This is a genomic window from Planktothrix sp. PCC 11201 (assembly GCF_900009135.1).
GTDB lineage: Bacteria > Cyanobacteriota > Cyanobacteriia > Cyanobacteriales > Microcoleaceae > Planktothrix.
Genome location: NZ_LT797688.1, coordinates 456,857 through 476,098, shown reverse-complemented (window position 1 = coordinate 476,098; position 19,242 = coordinate 456,857). Strand labels below are relative to the sequence as shown.

Sequence of the window (19,242 nt, the reverse complement as noted above, 5' to 3'; positions counted from 1 at the left end):
AAGAAGCCTAAAAGTTGAAATGAGATGTCAACTGAACTGTATGGGAAGTTATACAGAGTCCTAAACCAGCATTTATGCTCGTTTTTGAGCGGTCACAAGCACATACCCAAGGTTGTCACACATATCTTGGAGCATTTGAATCCAATAATTGATCGCTTCACTCTCGATATATTCCCTACCACGCTTATTTTGGTACGATCGCAGCCAATCTTGCATTTGTGCGCTATTGAGATATTTCAAGAAATCGGACTCATGCTGTTGGCAAGCAATCTTCATATTGGATACAAGAGGAGTAATCACGAATTCGGTCACGTCGTCCATTTCAATCAAGTCAAAACCAGCTGCATCAAGCAGTTCTGGATAGTCTTCTTTGGGGATAATAAATGAATGAGTCTCTTCCTCGCAAAGTACCCTATATTCTTCGCTCATGGTGGGTCGCGCTGGAAGGTCTGAAATCACCAAGGTTGCTCCCGGTTTCAAGATTCGAGAAGCTTCTTGCAGGGCTTTGCGGTGTCCCATATGAAAAATCGATTCAAAGAACCAACCACCATCATAGGTTGCGTCCTCGCAGGGCGTTGCCAAGGCATCACCTAGTATGAAGTTTGTCTGTTCAGATAGACCTGCTTTTGCTGCTAGTTCCTGTGCCTTTTCATGCTGGGACTGACTAATCGTAATTCCATCTACAAAACATCCTGTGGCTTGTGCCAGTTGTATCGCTGGCATACCAACCCCGCATCCCAGATCGCAGAAGCGTTGTCCTGGCTGAATGGTCACTTTGTCAATCATAATCTGAGTGAGACGATCTGCGGCTTCAGTAATACTTGCATTTGGATTTATCTCATCCCAATAGCCCAAATGATACTGATCGAGAAGGATAGCTGTCTCTCCTTGATCTTCGATGGAATCGTACATCTGTGCTACTTTTTCTGGTTGATAGTTGCTCATCGTTCTCCTAAATTAATCTATAGTGACGCAACAACAGCATATTTAAATTCCCTTACAACATTAAATCATGTCAATGCTACTCAATTGTTTTAATTTTGCTTTCCAGGTGCTGGAGATCTTACGCTACAACCCTATTGCTCAAAAAGTACATGATATCGGTATTTTGGGGGATTGTATCCCCCAAATGAACAGATGGTAAGCCTTCTAAAAATCTTTACGGTCTACTGACTCTGGGAGAATCGAATCGCCCAAACAGTTACGAAGCTTTTGTTTCAGCTTTTTGTCTATAGGTTTTAGTTTTTGTTAGAAAACAAAACCTCAAACCTGGATTAAGTCACAATTTAAGAAATTAGCTTCGATTATTGTTTTCCGAGAGTGACAAAACAGGGTTAGACTATAGATGTGAATGCTACCGAAGAACAAGTGCATCCTGACAATAAACTTCCACCATTGGAGTTCGATAACCGTTAGGAGTCCAGAGCATAGGAAAAAAGCTTTCATCCATCTCAAGGCTACCAATCATTCTATAGCGCCCAAAAATATATCCATATCCAACTCCAGGCGGTTGAAACTGAGCATCCATTGGGAAGCTGCTGACTGCAAAGCTACGGCTTGTTTGTTCTTGAGTTGTGTTTTTCCCTAAACCACGCCATAAATCCCCGTGTAGAAATACACATCCTCCCCTTGGAATTGTGAGTTGGATAATTTCTGGATGCTTCACACCTGCTTGATTTGCAGCTGTCCGCAAAGGTTGGCGATAATCCTCCACAGGTGCATGGAGAAATCTTGCCTGGTCAGAACATACCCATTGATGAGATTGACGTGCCAATTCTAAAGTCCCTGCTTCTGGAATCAAGTCTGTCACCGCAATCCAGCAAGTTATCACCGAACATGGGTCAATAGAAGACACATAAGCGCGATTACGATGAAACGAGACTTCGGAGGAGCCTGGTGGTTTACCCCAGTAGTTATCTAGGGCAAAGCGAGCACCAACCCAACCTCCCAAGGTTGCATTTAACCGAGCAATCTCTGCTGAAAATGAAAAGCTGGCAATGGTGCGATCGCATCTCCACACATTGGTTATTTGTTGAACTGCATTAGGTTGACTTGTTCCTGTTCGTCCATGAGACTCATCTGGAAAAACACCTGTTTCATACTGACCTGCAACAATGAGATCTAGCCTGGTATTGATTTGATCCACTAGCTGCAAATCCAAGAACTTCTCGAGAATCAAAAACCCTTGCTCACGGAACTGATGAACTTGTTCATCACTGAATTGGACTGGTTGATGTACCATTAGCTTAACCTCCTACAAAAGTAGCAGTTTTTGCTAGTGCATCATCACAATAATCAGCGAGGAAAGAGCTACGGTAGCCATCTTGCCGCCAGACAATCGGGAAAAAGCTCTCATTGATTGAGTCATCCCTGTAACGCTTATAGCGTCCAGCGTGAAAACCGTATGGGAGATAACTTCCTTCCCCAACTGATATAAATCGAGATTCTGCGGGAATGTAAGCACACGCAAGAGAACGCCTAATGGTGTTGGGCATAACGTTTCTACCCGATCCATGCCAAACACGACAATGATGAAATGTACAACTTCCAGGTTTTAGTTCTATTTGCGACACTTCTGGATGCTCAACACCTGCTTCCTTAGCAGCTTTTTTCATTTGCCAAAGATAGCTTTCACTTTCAATTGTGCTTGCACCTGGAATGGCAGTTGGTACAGTATCTATAGATACCCATCGATGAGAACCCTTAACATATTCAATTGTGCTTGCACCTGGAATGGCATCACTAAGGGCAATCCAGCAACCCACAAATTCAAGGGGTTGATGATAGAAGGGATACAAGGGGTCTATTAGATCCTGATGTAAGACTGTTTCACAAGCTCCGTAAGGTTTTAGAAAAATGCTATCTCCTAAAAAACGTGCTCCATTCCAGCCTCCAAGTAGGCTCGCCATCTGACCAAGCTTTTCGGAAAGAACAACCGATGCAAAACTCAGATCGCTTCTCCAAACTCCTACCACTTGCCTAGTAGAATTAGGAATTCCTGAATTGGAGTTCCAAGTCAAATCATCGGGGTAAATTCCAGTGTCAAACTCACCTGAAAATAGAGGTTCAAACCGCTGAACTAGACGATTAACTAATTCTTCGTCAAGCAGGTTTTCCACAACTAAAAACCCATCTTCATAAAACTGAGTGATTTGCTCCTCAGTAAGCAAAGGCAACTTATTAGTCATAATCTAAGATACTATTATTAAATTATAAGTAGGTAAGCGGGATTAAACTTTTTCATGTAACAATATGTAAAGGATGCTTAGATCAGCCATTAGAGAGCGTTAGAACGATTTACAATCGTCTACATAGGGAGGTTTTATAGAGCCTACCTACTTACTTCAACTAAATATAGCAGATTGGCGAGAAATTATCAGATGCACCGCCAATTGACTAGATGTCGTCAACGGAGCTTGTGTGTTCCTAGATGTTTTTAGGTGGTCAGTTAAATATAGAGGAAAATAACGCAATCATGACTAGTGTTAGACCAGAAAAAGTAGCAGAAATGTACGATGTAACCGGAGAACTGGGTTTATATCTCATCTTTGACAACCAATTACATTTTGGCTATTGGGGTGAAAATAATCCTGATGCCAATCTTGGTGAGGCAGCCGATCGGCTGACTCAGATTATGATTGATAAGTCAGAGATCCGTCAGGGGGAACGTTTCTGCGATCTTGGATGCGGTGTAGGTGTCCCAGCGATACGGATTGCAAAAGCCAAAGAATGTTTCGTTGATGGAATTACAATCAGCAAGTACCAATATAACAGGGGGAAAGAGCTAGCCGAGGAAGCTGGGATGTCCGATCGAGTTCACTTCATCCAGAGCAATGCGTTGCAAGTACCCTGTGACGACGCAACCTATGACGGAGGCTGGTTTTTTGAAAGTATTTATCACATGGGGCACCGCAAAGCCCTACGAGAAGCTTATCGAATCTTGAAACCAGGGGCGACATTACTAATTGCGGACTTAATAACAGGGCCAAACACTAGCGAAGAATTCAAGATGTTTGCTAAAGAACAACTGCATTCGGATCATATTCCAAAGGAAGACTATCCAGAACTGTTTGATACCGCTGGTTTTGACCTGATCGAAATTGATGACGTAACCGAATTTATGATGCCTTTTATGGTTCCGAAGGTTAAAGCCGGGTTCAAACAGTATGAAGCCGAAAATCTGCAATATGTTCAGAGTGAAACGATCGACGGTTGGCTCCAAGTATTTGAGAGTGTGTGTGAGAATCTTGGGTATATATTGGTAAAGGCAAAAAAAAGAGTTTATCCTTAGAGGATAGTAATTGCAGGCGAACGCCTGCCTCTCCCTCCCCCTTTTTGTAGTAAATTTGATTATGGTTTGATTTTTGAGTGAAAAGAGGTGTCAATACAATTAACAAATTCACCTACTTAACCAGGAGTTTTTCCCACTAAATCTCAACCTTATCGACCCAACTTTGATAAAATTCTCTGAGCTTCAAGACGGGTCGATCGTGTTTGATATAAACCCCTCTCCTATCATTATTTAGAGTATTCCAAATGGGTACATCCTCTTCAAAAATAAGTTTGTTTAGACGACTAAAAACTGCATATAAAAGTATATCCAGCAAAAAAAATCCAGTTTTCTTGATCGCAAATAAAAAATGCCCGGTTGTATTGTTTTTACCAACTGGCGTGATGCCCTGTAGCATCGAATAGGCTTCTTTGCCATCGTTACAATATGAGGCTAAATGTCCACTAGGCCAGGTGTCTACTTGACCCTTCGTTATTTCAACACTAAGCCCTAAAATCTTCACTAATGAACCTATTAGACCACCATATTTCTCAATCTTGTTTTCTATTAAAATGCTATACCAAGCTTCATTTTTAGGACTTAGTTCGTTTTGCTTATCGACACCTAGAGGAAACTCATCAAGCAAAGTGACTTCAGTGGAAATAAGGGGCGCATTATGTACTGTGACTGCATGACGATAATCATACGCATTTTCTAGTATCTGTAGTGCCGAGGTTTTGGCATTGAATGTTAAGGAAAGAGACATATAATGCTGCTTGTCTTCAGCAGGTGGAAACTCAGGCAGGGAAAACAGAGGAGTCTGGGTACCATACCAGACCCAAATGTAACCATATCTTTCTTGTGTGACATAAATTGCCTGACGCGCAGTTGGGGGAATATGGTCTATCTCAGGGATGGAAACACATTCTCCAGAGTTATCGTACCGCCAGTGATGAAATGGACATTGAAGACACCCCTCTTTTACCTCCCCAAGCGCCAGACTAGCGCCCATGTGGGAACAGAAACGCTCCATGAGTACTGGCTTACCCTTTTCATCTCGCCAAGCAACCAAGGACTGAGCGAATAACTCAATGGCTTTTGGCTTTTTCCCCAATTCCTTAGAGAGCATAGCGATGTACCAACTGGCGCTCAGATTCAGGGGATTTTTCTCGACTCCTGTTCCTGTTCCTATTTCTGACCGACCGAGCCTTCGCTCTGAGGCTTTCTCAAGTTCTTCACTCATAATACAAAATGAGTCTTAAACTTAATAAGTTTATCCGAAATTTATTTTTCAGAATATAAAATGTCACAAAATTTAATAATCGGCTGGTGTGGCTTCTCTTCTGAGAAAATGGTGATGTGATTATTGCAGTACGTCTGGAGCCGATCTTTAATGAACCCATTGATTGATAGGGAGTTTACCCTGTGAACGCTTACGAAAATTTAAGCTTAATCACGCAGTACAGCAGACATTTGGTGATTCTTTGTGAACCTAACGGAATGATGCAGGACAGTATCGCTGGCAGGATGGAAACGATCGATTGTCTCGTTCTGAAATCACCATCAAAAAATATCGCTGAACGTTTCCAATGCTATGCGTGGCAGCTATTTATAGAAATTCAACAGTTACTCACAACAAAACAAGAAGGAAAAATTCTACTTCAGTTGGTAATTCGTAATTTGCCTGAACATCAGCTTTTTGCTGGTCTTGCTGGTTTGCTGATGACGGCTCATCTGGAAAACCCAAACCTGATCGGTCAACTAATAACCATAGCACCGAATGACAATGCAGAAAATATTGTTGTTAAACTAAAAACGAACGCTCAAACGCCTTTATACCAAAAAATTGATTATCACAACGGAGAGCGTCGGATTGGGGGATGGAAGGAAATACCGATTTCTAACGATGAAGTACTTATCCCTTGGAAGGAAAAGGGGAAATATCTAATTACTGGAGGTCTTGGTGGTTTAGGTTTGATTTTTAGTAAGGAGATTGCCCAACAAATTTGTGATGGAACGATTATTCTTGCTGGTCGATCGCCACTTAACGAGACGAAGCAACAGCGAATGCAAAGCTTAGAGAAATTATGTATAAAAAGTAATACACATATTGAATATCGACAGGTGGACGTTTGCGATTCGCAAAGTGTTACAAATTTGATCGAAGATATTAACCAAAATTTCGGTTATCTCGACGGTATTATTCACGCTGCTGGTGTGATTCACGATAACTTTATTATAAAAAAAACATCACAAGAGTTAGAAAAAGTACTTGCGCCCAAAGTCATGGGATCGGTGAATCTTGATGAGGCGACTAAAGACCAACCATTAGACTTTTTCTTTTTCTGTTCGTCACTAGCGGGTGCTATAGGTAACGTCGGACAAGCGGATTATGCTTGTGCTAACGCCTTTATGGATTGCTATGCGAAATACCGTAATCAACTTGTGCAATCACATCAACGTCAAGGGCGGAGTTTATCAATTAACTGGCCCTTATGGCAAGAGGGTGGTATGCGAGTTGATGAAGCGATCGAGAAAATGATGGCGCAAAGTATTGGTCTAGTTGCTATGCCTACTTCGGCTGGCATTCGTGCTTTGTATAAAGCCTTTGCTAGCAATCAGGATCAGGTGATGATCCTAGAGGGTGATGTGGCTAAACTTAAACAATTCTTTTTGAACTTGCCAGAAAAAACAGTTCGGTCTCAAGGAAGTGATTCTCAAACTATTCTGGATGACAGGCAACTAAAACAAAAAACCCTTGACCAATTAAAAAGTTTATTTGCCGAAATAACTAAGCTACCTTTAAACAAGATCGATCCAGAAGAACCTCTAGAAAATTATGGTATTGATTCAATCATAATTAGCCAGTTAAATCACAAGTTGACTGAGAGGTTAGGCTCTGTATCTCAAACTCTATTTTATCAATTCCAAAACTTAGCTGATTTAGCAGATCATTTAGCCACAAACTATACGGATGGTTGCCGGAAATGGATTGATTGGAATACCTCGATCGCTATTCCAGATCTAAAAGTTGAATCTGTCAAAACTCAGCCTGTTTTAATCCCAAATATTGCTACAAAACAACCGATCGCTATTATCGGATTGAGTGGTCGTTATCCAAAAGCGAAAACAATAGCCGAATTTTGGCAAAAATTGCAAAACGGCGAATGCTGCATTGAGGAGATTCCTAAGCAACGTTGGGATTGGCAACATCATTATCATCCCGATCGTAATCAAGCAGTGAAATTAGGAAAAAGTTATAGCAAATGGGGTGGTTTTTTAGAGGACTTCGATCAATTTGATCCGATGTTCTTTAACATGACCCCCCGTGAAGCAGCTAATATTGATCCCCAGGAACGCCTATTCCTTGAGGAAAGTTGGAAAGCTCTAGAAGATGCTGGGTATTCACCTTCCCATATATCCGCTGATTTACGGCAAAGAATTGGTGTTTTTGCCGGGATTACAAAACAAGGCTTTAATTTATATCGCACAGAATTTGAAAATAGCGATCACAACGCTATTTTTCCAGCTACATCTTATGCCTCTCTAGTAAATCGGGTTTCTTATTTCCTGAATCTCCAAGGGCCGAGTTTTCCGATCGATACGATGTGTTCCTCTTCTTTAGTTGCTATACATGAAGCTTGTGAATATATTCATTCTGGTAAGGGAGATATGGCTATAGTTGGGGGTGTAAATTTATATGCACATCCCTCGTCCTATCTCGAACTTTCTTTAGGAAAATTTGTTTCCAGCAGTTCGATTTGTGCTGCTTTTGAAAAAGATGGTGATGGTTTTGTTCCCGGAGAAGGAGTTGGGGTTGTTATTCTTAAATCTTACGATCGAGCGATTAAAGATCGCGATCGCATCTATGCCTTGATTCGAGGTAGTGCGGTCAATCATGATGGTAAGACAAATGGCTATAAAACCCCCAATCCTGAACCAAAAGCCACTGTGATTCGCCAAGCTTTGCAAGATAGTGGCATTGATGCGCGAAGCATCAGTTATATTGAAGCCACAGCACAAGGTTCAGAAATGGGTGATGCGATAGAAGCAAGTGCATTGACTGAGGTTTTTTGCGATCGTTATCATGTTGAAGGAGCCTATCGCATTGGCTCAGTCAAACCCAATATCGGACACTGCGAATCAGCATCGGGAATGTCGCAACTGACCAAAGTCATTTTATCATTGCACAATAAAACCCTAGTACCCACCTTGCGTTCCAGAGAACTCAGTCCTAGTATTGATTTCCAGCGACTACCCTTTGAGTTACAACAAGACCTTAGCGAATGGAAACCCGTGAGCGTCGATGGAGTAGAAGTCCCTCGGAGAGCCGGGATTATGAACATTGGCGCTGGCGGGGTGAATGCTTGTGTGATTGTGGAGGAATACGCTGTTAATGTAGAGCCTGTGAGCGAGAGCCAGGAGCCTGTATTGTTTGTTTTATCAGCCAAAAATGAAGAACGCTTAGAACAATATGTTCAGGACTGGTTAATCTACTTAAAGAATCATCAAAATCTCAATCTATCATCGATAGCTTACACCCTACAAGTAGGCCGGGAAAGTATGACCTGTCGCCTAGCTTTTGTAGTTAAACAATCGCAGGAAATTGAGAAATATCTTAATCGTTGGCTGGAAACCCGTGAACTAGGTGAAGTAGGTTTTTACGGTGATTTAACACAAGCGAAAATCAAGAATCCAGAAGCAGTAGCAGCAAGGGTAAAAGAAGGTGATGCTGATAATGCTCTCGCTGTGGCTGAACTTTGGGTACAAGGTAATACTATTCCTTGGGATGAGTGGCATAATGAAAGAATTTTAGACAGGATTAATGGTTTGCCAACTTATCCTTTTGTGAGAAGAACTTGCTCGATCGTTCCTCATGAGAATCAACCTTCAGAAGCTGAATGTAACTTAGAGAATAATCGCAACTTAGAGCCAAGCGGGGAAGAAAATAAAGTCGTTGAATTTTATACAAGAATGTCACAAGATTGTGATGAAGAATTTCAGGAAGAGTATTTAACTTTCGGCGCTTTTCCCCAAAGAATTCCCGGCTTTTCGATGACTCGTGTGGCTATGAATGCGGCAAAGTATCCCGAAGAACTAGAAATGATTAAAGAAAAACAACGGGAAGTCCGTCAGGTTCTTTTTTGTCGGGAAAACTTTGCCAAAATTCACACTGTTCTTGATATTGGATGCGGTCATGGAACGGATGTAATTCAAATCGCCGCACTTTATCCTCATATTCAAACTTACGGTTTTACGATTACTGAATCTCAAGCAGTTTTGGGAAATCGCCGGATTGAAAATATGAATTTGGGTTCCCGCGCTCATATTTATCACAAAGATAGTTCAAAAGATAAATTCCCCGATCGCTGTGACATTATTCTCGGCGTTGAAGTCACTTTTCATATTCGTGATAAAGATGCTTTGTTTCGGAAAATGGCAGACGCGCTTAGTGAGAACGGAAAAATTTTGCTCATGGATTATATCGGCAATCTGCGAGGTAGTATTGTCGATCCGAATGTGGAAATTAGTATCCCTACTCAACAACAGTGGATTGACCTGTTATCAAAACACAATTTAATTATTGATGAAATTATTGATGTATCGAGGGAAATTTCCAACTATCTTTATGATCCAGAACACGCTGAACATACCAAGCATTTGCCGAAAGTGAGTCAGGATAGTTATCGTAATTATGCTAATCAAGCGATCGCACTAGAAAAAGGTTGGATTACTTATAACTTGTTAAAATTGAGAAAAGATACTCAGCGCAGCGAACAAGAACGGCGTGATTATAACACCCAAAAAATCGCCAATCAAACACCATATAGCCACGCATTAGATGAAATGTTGCGGATTGGTCATATCCCTTATCCACCAATGGGAGGACTGAAAAAAACTGAGCTATCTGTGAACAAGTCTAAAGAAATTTCGCCTCCCACACTTAATGAGAATGTACCTAACTTAGAGAAAATAAAAAGCATCCTAGTCAACATTTTTGTTAACATCTTAGGATTTGCAGCACAGGAACTCAAATCTATAGAACGACTTCAACTTGGAGAATTGGGAATTACTTCTATAAATGCAGTAGAATTATTGGAAGCTATTAACACAGAATTTGATCTGTATTTGCCCAGCAGTATAATATTTGAGTGCCATAATTTAGAGGATTTAGCCCAATATATCCAAGTTGAATTAGGGCGTAAACCGATTAGATCATGGAATTACAATCTATCAGTAACAGCAGAAAAATATGCTGCATTTATTGAAGAGAAAATACCTGTAATAAACAACAATACAAACAATGATATTGCGATTATCGGCATTTCCTGTCGCTGTGCTGGAGCCAAAGATCAAGAGCAATTTTGGCAGGTAGTTAGTCAAGGGAAAAATTGTATTGCCGACCTGAATAAACCCGAATGGCTTGACTATATCGCCTCCCATTGTTCAGAAACTTTTCCCATTCGCTATGGCATGATGCCCGATTTAGATTATTTTGACTCGCTGTTTTTTCATATCTCACCCAGAGAAGCCAAAGCGATGGATGCAACCCAACGCATACTTTTAGAAGAATGTTATCGCGCTTTAGAAGATGCAGGTTATAAACCTTCGTCATTAAAGAAAAAAGCTGTAGGAACTTATATAGGTGCGATGGGAAGTGCTTCACTCGGCAAAGGTTTTTCCCATTTTGATATGCTCGGTTCAGAGACAAGTATTCTATCAGCACGTATAGCTTATTTCCTAGACTTAAAAGGCCCTGCACTGACTATTAATACAGCTTGTTCTTCTTCTTTAGTTGCTATTGATGTGGCAAGCAAAGCTTTAAAAAATGGTGAAATTAATCTTGCTATTGCTGGAGGCGTGACATTTTATCAGCATCCTGGTACTTTTATCGCCATGCACAATGCAGGGATGCTTTCTAAAACGGGTCAGTGCCGCCCCTTTGATGACAATGCCGATGGAATTGTAGTTGGTGATGGAGTTGGTGTTGTTATTCTTAAACGTTTGCAGGAAGCCCAGCGCGATGGCGATGCAATTTATGGCATTATTCGAGGTTGTGGGATTAATCAGGATGGACAAACTTCTAGCTTGACTGTTCCTAGCTTTGTTTCTCAAAGTGAATTGGAAAGTTTAGTCTATCAAAAGGCTAATATTAATCTGGAAGATTTACAGTATATTGAAGCTCATGGAACAGCTACTAAACTCGGCGATCCGATAGAGATTCATGCACTTAATAAAAGTTTTCAGTCCTTTACCGCAAAACGAAAATTCTGTGCGATCAGTTCATTAAAAGCTAACGTAGGACATACAACCGCTGCCGCTGGTGTGTTAGGTGTGATTAAAGTTTTGCTGAGTATGAAACACCAACAAATACCACCATCAATTAACTTTGATCGGGGCAATCAACACATTGATTTTGATAACAGTCCTGTTTACGTTAATACTCAGCTAAAACCTTGGCCCCTGAATGCACAGGGTTCACGTCTGGCGGCGGTTAGCTCATTTGGTTTTAGTGGCACTAACGCACACTTGGTTCTGGAACATTATATTCCTCGATCGCCAACAGAAATCAACGTATTTAGACCAGGCGTATTTCTACTTTCTGCTGAAAGTGAGTCAACTTTACAACACTATGCCTACAATGTAAAGCGATATCTGGAAGATAATCCCGGCATTCAATTTGAGCGTTTCTTGTATACTTTTCAAGTAGGAAGGGAAGCGTTTACCTATCGTTTAGCTTTAATTGCAAATAATCAACAAACTCTGATTCAACAGTTAAAACAATGGCTTGAAAATAGAGAAAAAAGCACAGAAAATGAAAAATTAGTTAGTAGAAATAATCAGGAAGAAACAGCCTTAATTCAAAAATTAATATCCGATCGCAAAGTAGAACAACTTGCTCAGTTGTGGGAGCAAGGTACATCGGTAGATTGGAGTGTTTTTTATCAATCTGGATTATTTCATCGATTAGCAGGGTTGCCTACTTACCCTTTTACTGGCGAGTATTTTGGTAGCGATCGCGAACAAGAAATAGAACAACTGCCAACAGTGTCTTCATCTTCATCAGAAACTTTAATTTGTTATCCACACTGGCAAGAAAAAGCTGTTACCCAAACTGTTGAATCGTTAGAGTATGATCGGCATCTCGTCTTATTATCTGGGATGGATCATATCTCTGTGGTGGAGATGCAATCCGAAATGCCAAGTGTTGAATTTGTGCATTTAGCATCTGCTCACACTTTACCCAACAACATAACTTTAGAGAAAATTTATCAGGATCATTTTACTAAAATATTTGAAATTATTCAGGAAATTCTAGTTAGTAAAAATCGGGGTAAAACCTTTATTCAATGTGTGGTTCCTCAACAAACAGAAAAACAATGCTTATCGGCTATTTCCGGTATACTCAAAACGGCTCAACTGGAAAACCCAAAAGTATTCGGGCAGGTAATTGAAGTTTCTGCTGACGAGACGGAAACTAGTCTGCTGAAGAAACTCAATGAAAATCGTCAATGCCTAGAAGATAAGCAGATTAGGTATTATCTTGGGCAGCGTAAAGTATTGGCATGGAAAGAGCTTGTCATTTCCAATCGCACTTACCAAACCCCTTGGCGAGAAGGAGGCGTTTATTTAATTACTGGTGGTGCAGGTGGTTTGGGCTTGATTTTTGCCGAAGAAATTGCTACTAAAACCCAGAGTTCTACGATTATTTTAACTGGGCGATCAGACCTAAGTTTAGAAAAGCAAAAATCTCTTTTTCATCAACTGCAAAAACTTGGCGCAAGGGTAGAGTATTGGCAGGCTGATATCAGCAATAAAAATGATGTCGATCTGCTCATGCAACGAATTACAAAAGAATATGGTTCATTGAATGGTATTTTACATTGTGCGGGGATTGTGCGGGATAATTTTATTATCAAAAAAACCTCAGCCGAGTTTCAGTCAGTATTGGCTCCAAAAGTAGCAGGTGTGATTAATTTAGATGCAGCTAGTAAAGATTTGAATCTTGATTTTTTGGTGTTGTTTTCCTCAATTTCGGGCACAATGGGCAATAGAGGACAGGCTGATTATGCGATCGCTAATGCCTTCATGGATGCCTTTTCCAGCTATCGTAACGATCTAGTCAAAGCTGGGCAACGATGGGGACAAACACTTTCTATTAACTGGCCCCTTTGGGAAGCGGGTGGAATGCAACTGGACGCTCACCACAAAGCAGCAATGAAGCAGAGCGTGGGACTAGAAACGATCAATACAGTCCAAGGAGTTCAGGCATTATTTAAGGGGTTGGCTTCAGGGCCAAGTCAGATTTTAGTAGCAGGCGGTCATCTTCCAACCTTGAAAAAATGGCTGCTAAGAGAGCAATCAACAGAAAAAACATCAGATCGATCAAAAATTAATCTAAAAGGAAATAATCAGGAAAAATCACTGACACAGGTTGAAAAACAACAGCTTCAGGAAAAAACTTTGATTCAACTAAAAGGTCTTTTGGGAGAAGCTTTCGGTTTAGCACCAAGTCGGATTAAAGCATCAGACGCATTTGAGCATTACGGTATAGACTCCGTGATTATTATCCAATTGAATCAGGAATTAGCAAAGGTTTTTCCAGAAATTTCCCAAACCTTGTTTTTTGAATACCAAACATCACAGGCATTAGTTGCTTATTTGGTTGATGAATACCCGCAGGAGTGCATGACTTGGACTGGGTTGAAAAACAAAAAAGCGATCGCCAAATCTCCTTTACCTGAAACTACAATCAGTAAATCGAAAGTGCTAAATGTGGTAAACTCCCAAGTCACAGAAGCGATCGCAATTATTGGTGTCAGCGGGCACTTTTCCCAAGCCGATACACTACAAGCTTATTGGCAAAATCTCCAAGCAGGAATTGACTGCGTTGGCGAAATTCCTAGCTCACGTTGGTCATTAGAAGACTTCTTTGTTGAGGATGCCGATGAAGCGATCGCCCAACGAAAAAGTTACAGTAAATGGGGCAGTTTTCTCGAAGGTTTTGCAGATTTCGATCCGCTGTTTTTTGGCATTCCTCCCCGTGATGTCTTAAGTATTGACCCCCAAGAACGCTTATTTCTCCAAGCCTCTTGGGAAGCACTAGAAGACGCTGGCTACACCCGCGACACTTTACGGGAGATCTATCAACAACAAGTTGGAGTATTTGCCGGAATCACCAAAACAGGCTTCGACTTGTATGGCCCAGAACTATGGAAACGCGGCGAACAGGTTTTTCCCCATACCTCCTTTAGCTCAGTCGCCAACCGCACATCTTATTTTTTGAATTTGCAAGGCCCAAGTTTATCAATTGATACGATGTGTTCATCATCCTTAATCGCTATTCACGAAGCTTGCGAACATTTACGTCGTCAAAACTGCCAACTTGCCTTCGCAGGTGGAGTTAACTTATATCTGCACCCCTCTACTTATGTACAGATGTGTGCGTTGCGGATGTTATCGAAGGATGGCAAGTGCAAAGCCTTCGGTAAGGGCGGTAATGGTTTTGTGCCTGGAGAGGGCGTAGGGGTGGTTTTACTTAAACCATTATCTGCGGCTATTCGCGATCGCGACAACATCTACGCCATTATTCGCGCCAGTCATGTGAATCACGACGGGAAAACCAATGGTTACACCGTTCCTAACCCAAAAGCCCAAGCAAATTTAATTCGCCAAACACTCAATAAAGCAGGCGTTGATGCCCGCAGTATTAGCTACATAGAAGCACACGGAACAGGAACAGAATTAGGAGATCCAATAGAAATTACTGGCTTAACCCAAGCCTTTAACAAAGAAACAGCCGATACTGGCTTTTGTGCCATAGGTTCTGCAAAATCCAATCTGGGACATTTGGAAGCTGCTTCAGGTATAGCCGGACTATGCAAAATTATCCTGCAACTCAAGCACCGCCAGATTGTTCCCAGTTTGCACACAGAAGATTTAAACCCCAATATTGCTTTTGATAAAACACCTTTTGTTGTGCAGCAGACTCTTTCGGAGTGGAAAAGACCTATTGTTGAAATCAACGGCGAAGTCAAAGAATACCCAAGACGAGCGGGTATTTCTTCCTTTGGTGCTGGCGGCTCAAATGCACATTTGATTATCGAAGAGTATGCAGAAGAGGATGTTTTAGAGTATGTCAATGAGGATATTCATCAACCTGTAGCGATCGTATTGTCAGCAAAAAATACCGAGCAACTTATTAAAATGGCTGACAATTTAAGGCACTTTTTAATTGCTCAAACTGAGGCTAAACTACCCCGATTAGAAGATATTGCTTACACTCTTCAAACAGGACGCGAAGCAATGGAAGAGCGTCTAGCACTGATTGTGAGCAGTTTGGATGAATTAGAAAACAAACTCAAGTCCTTTGTTGAAGGACAGGAAGATATTCCACTGCTTTATCGGTGGCATTTGCAACAGGATCGAGATTTACTGGCAGATTTTGCCAGTGAAGAAGAGTTTTCCACCATAATTGATGAATGGATCGCATCAAAGAGAATAAATAAACTGCTAAATCTGTGGGTGAGAGGTTTCACTATTGATTGGCAGAAGTTCTATGACAACCGCAATCCCCAACGTATTAGTCTTCCTACCTATCCCTTTGCTAAAGAGTTTTATTGGTTCGATCTCCCAGGACTCGCTCAAAGCAGTTTCGATCGCCAACCAAACACAACTCAAGATAGTGCAACCTCACGAAAAATTCATTATCTACAAAAGTATTGGGTACTTGATGAATCAATATTTGATCGAGCGCAATACCAAAAACAATTAACGGGAAAAGTTGCTATTCTCAGTAATCAAGAAACGCGATTACTAGCGACTTTGCTGGCAGAAGAATTTCCTAACAGCCAGATCGTTGAATTCAATAGCATCAAGTCACAACTGGAACAAAGTGATACAGATTGGAGTGAATACATCGGCTGTATAGATCTTTTGGGTTGTTGTAAAGGCGAAATAACAGAAGATTCCCTTGACTGGATATTGTGGTTTCAATGCCTGATCGAAAAAGGATCTAGAACTAACCTGAAACTGCTGGGTATAACTCAAGGTTTAGAGTCTTTTCAAAACGACGAGGTAAATTTATCTGGTGCATCTCGTGTAGGGTTGTATCGGATGCTGCAAAGTGAGTATAGTTTTGTGCAATCCCGTCATGTTGATATTGAGCCTCGACTGAAAACGGCAGCTTTGGCAGAACAGATTGCATCAGAGTTTTTGTTGAATGATGATAACTGCGAGGTTTGTTACCGCGATCGAAAACGCTATGTGTCATGTTTGACAGAGCGTGTACTAGAACCGCCCAAAACGCAAAGTACAGAACTTCAGTTTGCAGAGGAAGAAGTGCTATTGATTACTGGAGGAACAGGCGGCTTAGGGCTTTTATGTGCTCAACATTTTGCCCAACATTATGCAGTAAAACGCCTGGTACTAACTGTACGGGAAGCATTGCCTCCCCGTACAGAGTGGGCTACTCCGCAAAATGACAAGGTACAGCAAAAGATCCGTGCTATTCAAGCACTAGAAGCGCAGGGTGTCAAGGTAGAAGTTTTGTCACTGAATTTAAGCGATCAAGCAGCTGTCCAAGAAAGTCTGCGCCAAATCACAACGAACTTTGGGCCGATCGCGGGTCTTCTTCATTGTGCTGGCATAGTGGACTCAGAAAATCCTGCCTTTGTTCGTAAGTCGATCGCAGACATAGCAAAGGTGCTAGAACCTAAAGTAGTGGGATTGCGATCGCTATTGAAACAATGCCAACAGCAGCCATTAAAATTCGCCGTCTTGTTTTCCTCTGTATCCGCTATTATTCCCAGTCTGGCTAGCGGACAGAGTGACTATGCAATGGCTAATACTTATATGGATTATGTAGCCGAAGCTACGGGCGGTATCCTGGTTAGTATTCAATGGTCAAGTTGGCAAGAAACCGGAATGGGTGCAGCGAATACCCCAGCATATAAACAAACAGGACTACTTCATCAAACCAATCAAGAAGGGCTACAACTGTTAGATAATATACTTACATCCAAGATGGGGCCTGTGGTTTTACCTGCTGTTGTTCATTCTGCTTCGTGGAATCCCCAACAACTAATGAAGCATCAGAACAGACAAATAAATAACACACAAACATTAATTCAAAACCAACAAATGCCAGCATTAGCAGAACCTCTCACACAGAGCAACATTTCTAACAAATTTACCCTAGATAACTTAATCAACTTATTTTCACAAGAATTAGGCATCGCTAAACAAAAATTAGATCTAGACAAATCCTTTGCCGATTATGGCTTGGATTCTATCTGGCTGGCTCAACTGACAAGCAAAATCAATCAACAACTTATTGAACCAATCGCTCCCTCCAGCTTATACGAATATTCATCATTAAAATCCCTCGCCTCTTGGCTGACCAGCAAACAAGCACCCGCTTTAAAAAATACAATTATTCATCAGAAAATCGAGCCGAAAAATAGCGAACACACCACACAAATATCTCCACCTCTCGAAAAAAGCCAGCCTCATATCTCCGGTATCACTTCACCAAAATCCTCATCGCCAAAGCCATTAGAAATTGCCATAGTTGGTATGTCTTGTCAATTTCCAGGGGCAAAAAATCTGGATGAATATTGGACTTTATTATCAGAAGGTAAAAGCTCGATTTGTCCTGTTTCGGGAGATCGCTGGTCTAGCCCAACACCATTTTATGCAGGCTTAATTGATAATATCAGTGATTTTGACCCCGCTTTTTTCCTGATTCCGCCAGAGGATGCAAAGGTAATAGATCCCCAGGCATTTTTAGTGTTAGAAGAATGCCTAAACTTGTTTTATCACGCAGGTTATACTCTGGAAGAGATTAAGGGCAGTGCCACTGGAGTTTTCTTGGGTGCCCGCAGCCAACATTTTGTGGATGCTGCCGATCTTTATCAAGCGAAAAATCCAATTGTAGCGGCACAGAATTATCTAGCTACTCATGTTTCGCAGTTCTTTGATTTAAAAGGGCCAAGTTTGGTGATTGATACGGCTTGCTCTTCGGCTCTAGTAGGGATGAATTTTGCTATACAATCATTGCTTAGTGGCGAGATTGACTCAGCTGTAGTTGGAGGTGTTAGTCTTCTGGTTAACGAAAATGCACATCGGATATTTCAGCAACGTAATTTGTTAAATCAAGGATCGGAGTTTCATATTTTCGATCGACGAGCTTCTGGCATCACTTTAGGTGAAGGAGTCGGACTAGTGTTGTTAAAAACTTTACAGCAGGCGCAACATGATCGCGATCGCATTTACGCCATCATTAAAGGACTAGCAATCAATAACGATGGTCGCACAGCAGGCCCAGCAACACCAAATATCAAAGCACTAAAAGAAGTTATGCAACGCGCCCTAGCCCAAAGTGCTAAACAACCACAAGATATTATTCATATTGAAGCTAACGGTTCTGGTTCCGAAGTAACTGATTTGCTAGAACTTAAAGCTATTGAAGCAGTTTATCGCAGTGAAAACAAGACACCTTGTAGCTTAGGTTCCATCAAGCCCAATATTGGACATCCGTTATGTGCGGAAGGTATTGCTGGCTTGATCAAACTAGTGTGTATGTTAAACCATCAGCAGCAAGTACCCTTTTTATCTGGGCAAATGCCCTTGACACATTACAATATAGACACTTCGCCATTTTATTTCTGTCGTCAATCAAGTGCATGGATGGAAACTTCGCCACTTGTGTTTGCACTCAACTGTTTTGCCGATGGTGGCACCAATGCACATATTATTATAGAAAGTTGGTTGCAGGAAGAATCTGGTAAGCAACGACAAGCGATAACACCACCTCAGCTAAAACGGGTAAATGTTCGAGGAAATAGTTTCGTTCCTGAAACAGTCATCGAGGAAAAAGTAGCACAAGACACAAAAGAAGCCAGCCATAACCCCTGGTGGGGCGACAGCACATAAATAAAACGCACCTAGATCATCAACTTTGACAAACA

At 41.3% G+C, this 19,242-nt stretch carries 6 protein-coding genes; 2 read left to right on the top strand and 4 right to left on the bottom strand.

Features of this window, described 5'->3' with window-relative positions; all coding sequences use genetic code 11:
* Positions 1-72: 72 nt before the first annotated feature.
* The 3 genes from PL11201_RS02905 to PL11201_RS02895 all read right to left on the bottom strand — a co-directional run bounded on the left by PL11201_RS02905 (position 73) and on the right by PL11201_RS02895 (position 3,188).
* Positions 73-945, bottom strand: coding sequence for an SAM-dependent methyltransferase (locus PL11201_RS02905; RefSeq protein ID WP_079677121.1), 873 nt, complete (start codon positions 943-945; stop codon positions 73-75).
* A 409-nt stretch (positions 946-1,354) separates the two neighbouring features.
* Positions 1,355-2,242, bottom strand: a complete 888-nt coding sequence (locus PL11201_RS02900) for a phytanoyl-CoA dioxygenase family protein (protein ID WP_079677120.1) — start codon at positions 2,240-2,242, stop codon at positions 1,355-1,357.
* A 4-nt stretch (positions 2,243-2,246) separates the two neighbouring features.
* Entirely contained in the window at positions 2,247-3,188 is a 942-nt protein-coding gene (locus tag PL11201_RS02895) for a phytanoyl-CoA dioxygenase family protein (protein WP_079677119.1), read from the bottom strand.
* A gap of 242 nt (positions 3,189-3,430) precedes the next feature.
* Here PL11201_RS02895 and PL11201_RS02890 point away from each other — a divergent pair, with 242 nt between their 5' ends.
* Positions 3,431-4,291 (top strand): SAM-dependent methyltransferase, encoded by an 861-nt coding sequence (locus tag PL11201_RS02890; protein WP_079677118.1) that lies wholly within the window; start codon positions 3,431-3,433, stop codon positions 4,289-4,291.
* 136 nt (positions 4,292-4,427) lie between these two features.
* Here PL11201_RS02890 and PL11201_RS02885 read toward each other — a convergent pair whose 3' ends face one another.
* Positions 4,428-5,513 carry an aromatic ring-hydroxylating dioxygenase subunit alpha gene (locus PL11201_RS02885; RefSeq protein ID WP_079677117.1) on the bottom strand — a complete coding sequence of 362 codons (1,086 nt, stop codon included), beginning with the start codon at positions 5,511-5,513 and terminating at the stop codon, positions 4,428-4,430.
* A 182-nt stretch (positions 5,514-5,695) separates the two neighbouring features.
* Here PL11201_RS02885 and PL11201_RS02880 point away from each other — a divergent pair, with 182 nt between their 5' ends.
* On the top strand, positions 5,696-19,207 hold the full coding sequence (locus PL11201_RS02880; protein WP_144017654.1) for an SDR family NAD(P)-dependent oxidoreductase: 13,512 nt from the start codon (positions 5,696-5,698) through the stop codon (positions 19,205-19,207).
* Positions 19,208-19,242 lie beyond the last annotated feature (35 nt).

What these genes read in the sequence shown, in the direction of transcription:
- PL11201_RS02905 (WP_079677121.1), bottom strand. Translation starts at nt 945, where the DNA reads ATGAGCAACTATCAACCAGAAAAAGTAGCACAGATGTACGATTCCATC.
- PL11201_RS02900 (WP_079677120.1), bottom strand. Translation starts at nt 2,242, where the DNA reads ATGGTACATCAACCAGTCCAATTCAGTGATGAACAAGTTCATCAGTTC.
- PL11201_RS02895 (WP_079677119.1), bottom strand. Translation starts at nt 3,188, where the DNA reads ATGACTAATAAGTTGCCTTTGCTTACTGAGGAGCAAATCACTCAGTTT.
- PL11201_RS02890 (WP_079677118.1), top strand. Translation starts at nt 3,431, where the DNA reads ATGTTTTTAGGTGGTCAGTTAAATATAGAGGAAAATAACGCAATCATG.
- PL11201_RS02885 (WP_079677117.1), bottom strand. Translation starts at nt 5,513, where the DNA reads ATGAGTGAAGAACTTGAGAAAGCCTCAGAGCGAAGGCTCGGTCGGTCA.